The sequence below is a fragment of the Synechococcus sp. H55.2 genome, from assembly GCF_047462495.1.
In the GTDB taxonomy this organism is placed as follows: Bacteria; Cyanobacteriota; Cyanobacteriia; order Thermostichales; family Thermostichaceae; genus Thermostichus.
This window is the reverse complement of record NZ_JANSJH010000153.1, coordinates 1-3,745: the sequence shown is the minus strand read 5'-3', so window position 1 is coordinate 3,745 and position 3,745 is coordinate 1. Positions and strand designations below refer to the sequence as shown.

The window sequence follows — 3,745 nt, the reverse complement described above, 5'->3', positions numbered from 1 at the left end:
GCGCGACGTAATGAGGGCAGCGACAGGGGCCCAGGGGGTTCACGGCACAGGGCAGATAGGGTGAGCGAGAAAAGTAGCGGCAGGAGGGATCCCAGGCCGAGGTGGGCTGCAGCTCGCGGGAGGGAGTGGGCTCATCCCAGCTTGAGGGGCGGCAGGAGCCTCTCTTTTCCAGCAGAGGGATCAACTGGGCCAAGAACGTCAGTCCCAACCACAAACCGACTCCCATGATCAGCGCTTGCACCATTGCCCTCCTCCGTCGGCCAACAGCCTTGTCTTCCAACCAGAGCCAGCCTAGGCCAGTCGGCTACAGAGGGCCAGGGTTGGCAGACAGTTTCGCAACTGTCCTGCCCAGCGGGCGAAGACCCTGGAGAAAAACCGATTAGAGTGAAAAATAGAGCCGTTACTTCATTTTTGATGCCATGACCACCTCCACCCTCGATGCTGCCGCCATCCTTGAGGCGTTGCGCCCGGTTCAAGATCCGGAGCTGCGCCGCAGCCTGGTGGAACTGAACATGATCCGCGACATTCGCGTCGAGCCGGAGCGGGTGGCCTTTACCCTGGTGCTGACGACACCGGCCTGCCCCTTGCGGGAATTCATCGTCGAGGAGTGCAAGGCTGCCATCCGCCGCCTGGCTCCCGTTGAAACCATCGAGGTCACCGTTACAGCAGAAACTCCCCGCTCGCCCTCCCTGCCGGATCGCCAGTCTGTCCCCGGCGTGCGCAACATCATCGCCATCTCCAGCGGCAAGGGGGGGGTGGGCAAAACCTCGGTATCGGTGAATGTGGCGGTTGCCCTGGCCCAGAGCGGAGCGCGGGTGGGGCTGCTGGATGCCGATATCTACGGCCCCAATGTGCCGCTGATGCTGGGGTTGCAGGATCAGTCTCTGTTGGTGCGCAAGCGGGAAGACGGCGGCGAGGACATCTTCCCCCTGGAGAACTACGGCGTCAAGATGGTGTCGATGGGTCTCTTGGTGGGGCGGGATCAGCCGGTGATCTGGCGGGGGCCGATGCTCAACGGCATCATCCGGCAATTCCTCTACCAGGTGCAGTGGGGGGAGCTGGACTATCTCATCGTGGACATGCCCCCCGGCACCGGGGATGCGCAACTGACCCTGGTGCAGGCGGTGCCGCTGGCGGGAGCTGTGATCGTCACTACGCCGCAGTCGGTGGCCCTGCTGGATAGCCGCAAGGGCTTGAACATGTTTCGCCAGTTAGGGGTGCCCATTCTCGGCATTGTAGAGAACATGAGCTACTTCATTCCACCTGACCTACCGGATCGCCAGTACGATATCTTCGGCTCAGCCGGCGGAGAAACTACGGCCCGCGAGCTGGGGATCCCACTGCTGGGGCGGATCCCGTTGGAGATTGCCCTGCGCCAAGGGGGAGATGCGGGTCAGCCGATTGTGGTCGGCCAGCCCGAGTCGGCTTCGGCCCAAGCCCTGCGGCAAATTGCCAAAACTTTGGCGGGCCGCGTCTCCATGCTGGCTTTGGGGGCCGGCTAGAAGCGCTCTGCTTCCACCAACGAGACCCCGAAGCTGCGTCCCCCCAGCACGATGCCCTCTTGGGCCTTGCCGCGCACGGTTACGGTGCTGTTCATGGCCGGCAGGCCCCTGTCGGTGATGACCCAGAGGGAGCCGCTGTTGTCTTGGATCTCGTACACGCCCTGGCCAAACACGCCTATTTGATTGACCACACGACCGCGGACGTACACATTGGTGTAGCGGGAAGGATTTTGTTCGATCTGGGCGATGGGGGTTGTGCCGATGCCCAGCCGCGCCAACGGCCCACACCCTGCCAGGGCTAGGCTGACGCAGAGCAAGAGTACCCAAGATCCGCCGCGGAACGATTGGCCAAGTTGCCGTTTCATCGGTTGCTTCCCTCACGAGCACTTGCTCCCACCATAGCAAGCCGGCAGCAGATCCACCGCCAAGCTAGAACTTCTCGCCAATGCCAAAGTGCAGTTGGGCCTGGCCGGCCTCCCCTTGCCCGATTGCGTAGTCGATGCGCAGCGGCCCCAAGGGAGATTGGATGCGGATACCGGCCCCCAGCCCCAAACCGCTGCCCGGCTTGTTGCGCACCGCCGCAGGATTGCCGATGACCGCCGCGCCGCTGCCCAGATCGGTGCCGTAGTCGGCGAAGACCACTGCCCCCACCGGGTCGAAAAGGGGAAAGCGCAACTCCGCCGTCGCCGTGGCAAAGCTGCGACCGGAGCCGACGCCACCCTCAAAAAATCCCCGCACCGAGCTGCCCCCGCCGATGGGGAAAGCGTCGTAGGGAGCCAAGTCGCCAATCGTGGTGCCCGCCCGCACGTCAAAGGCCAGCACCTGCGGTCGTTCGCTGCGGGTCTCGAACAGCTTGACGGGAATGAACTGGCTGTAGCTGGTCTCGAGGCGGTTGGCGTTGAGGCCATTCTCGAATAGACGTACCGACTGTTCGCTGGAGATGCGAAAGACGGATCCCTGGCTGGGGCTGTTGGGGTTGTCGCGGCTGTCGTTGACGAGGCCGAGCCGCAGGGTGGTGTAGCTGTCTTGGCCGCTGGCGCTGAAGGTAATCGGGTTGCCCAGCACATCAAAGCGCTCCTGCTCGCCGTTGCTGTTGCGGGCTTCCACAAATTGGACGCGGGTGCCCAAGCTGGCCCGCCAATTGCCCCCAATGGGACGCGAGAAGGTGACGCTGCCGCCCAGCCGGTTGATGCGCACGGGATCCCCGTTGGGCAAGGTCAATCCCTCGTTGAAAACAAAGCTGGAGCTCTGCTGGTTGGAGATGTTGACGTTGTAGGAGGTGGGGATCTCCAGCGTGGCAATGCGCGGGTCGGTGAAGTTCAAATCAAACAGAGTTTCGTTGGTGCCCAACTGCACATTGAAGCTGGCGCTCTGGTTGTTGCCGCCCAAGTTTTCTTCCGAGACGCTGAGGCCGGCAAAGACCCCTGTGGCCGAGCTGACGCCGATGGTGCCGCTCAAGGTGCCGGTGCGGCGCTCTTCCACGTTCACCACCACCACCACCTTGTCGGGATCCTGGCCGGGGTTGAGCCCCACATTTACATCCTGAAAGAGGTTGAGGTTGAAAACCGCCTGCAGGTCTTCCTGGATTTGGTTGCGGTTGAACACATCCCCTGGCTTGGACTTCAGCTCGCGGGTGATGATGAAGTCGCGGGTTTTGGTGTTGCCCTGCACGCGAATATCCTCGATCTCCCCTTCGGCAATTTCCAGGGTGAGAGTGCCATCTTCGGAGGAGCGCACATCTGTCACTTTGGCCAGCACGTAGCCCTTGTCGGCATACCACTGCTCAATCTCGGCCACTGCTGCCTGCAGCTTGCCAAAGTTGAGCACCCGCCCTTCCTGGTCGGCAAAGGCCTTTTGGAGCACCTCCGGATCCAAAACTTTTGCCCCTTCCGTGCGCACGGCTTTGAGGGTGGGGTTGGGCTTGACTTCAAAGGTAACTCGCACCCCCAGAGGCGTATCGGAAGGCACCGCCCGCACATCGGCAAAAAAACCGGTGGCAAACACGGCGTTGATGTCTTCCCGCAGTTGGGAACGAGTGGAGACCTCGCCGGCGCGGGTGCGAATAGCCTTGTAAACCTGCTCGATCAGCTCTGGGTCGTCGGTACCCTCGACCACCACTTCTGCCACCAAAACTTCAACTTCTGGCTCGCCGGCGGCGGGGGTAGGTGTGGGGGTGGGTTGGGCGGGGGCATCGCCACCGGTGCGCAGATCCAGGGTGCCGGGTTGGGGCTGTGCCCAAGCTG

General features: G+C 62.6%; 4 protein-coding genes. 1 reads left to right on the top strand and 3 read right to left on the bottom strand.

Annotation, left to right across the window (positions count from 1 at the left end):
• On the bottom strand, nt 1-244 hold a 244-nt coding region (locus NW844_RS12415; RefSeq protein WP_414336076.1), incomplete at its 3' end, for a DUF6464 family protein.
• Between the two features lie 175 nt (nt 245-419).
• On the opposite strand from NW844_RS12415, the gene NW844_RS12410 reads away from it, so the two are divergent.
• Nucleotides 420-1,502, top strand: a complete 1,083-nt coding sequence (locus NW844_RS12410) for an Mrp/NBP35 family ATP-binding protein (RefSeq protein ID WP_414336074.1) — start codon at nt 420-422, stop codon at nt 1,500-1,502.
• Here NW844_RS12410 and NW844_RS12405 read toward each other — a convergent pair.
• The gene (locus tag NW844_RS12405) at nt 1,499-1,867 is read right to left on the bottom strand and encodes a hypothetical protein (protein ID WP_414336073.1); all 369 of its coding nucleotides are present in this window, start codon (nt 1,865-1,867) and stop codon (nt 1,499-1,501) included. The genes NW844_RS12410 and NW844_RS12405 overlap by 4 nt on opposite strands.
• Before the next feature lie 64 nt (nt 1,868-1,931).
• Nucleotides 1,932-3,745: BamA/TamA family outer membrane protein (locus NW844_RS12400; RefSeq protein ID WP_414336071.1), on the bottom strand; the 1,814-nt coding region annotated here is incomplete at its 5' end.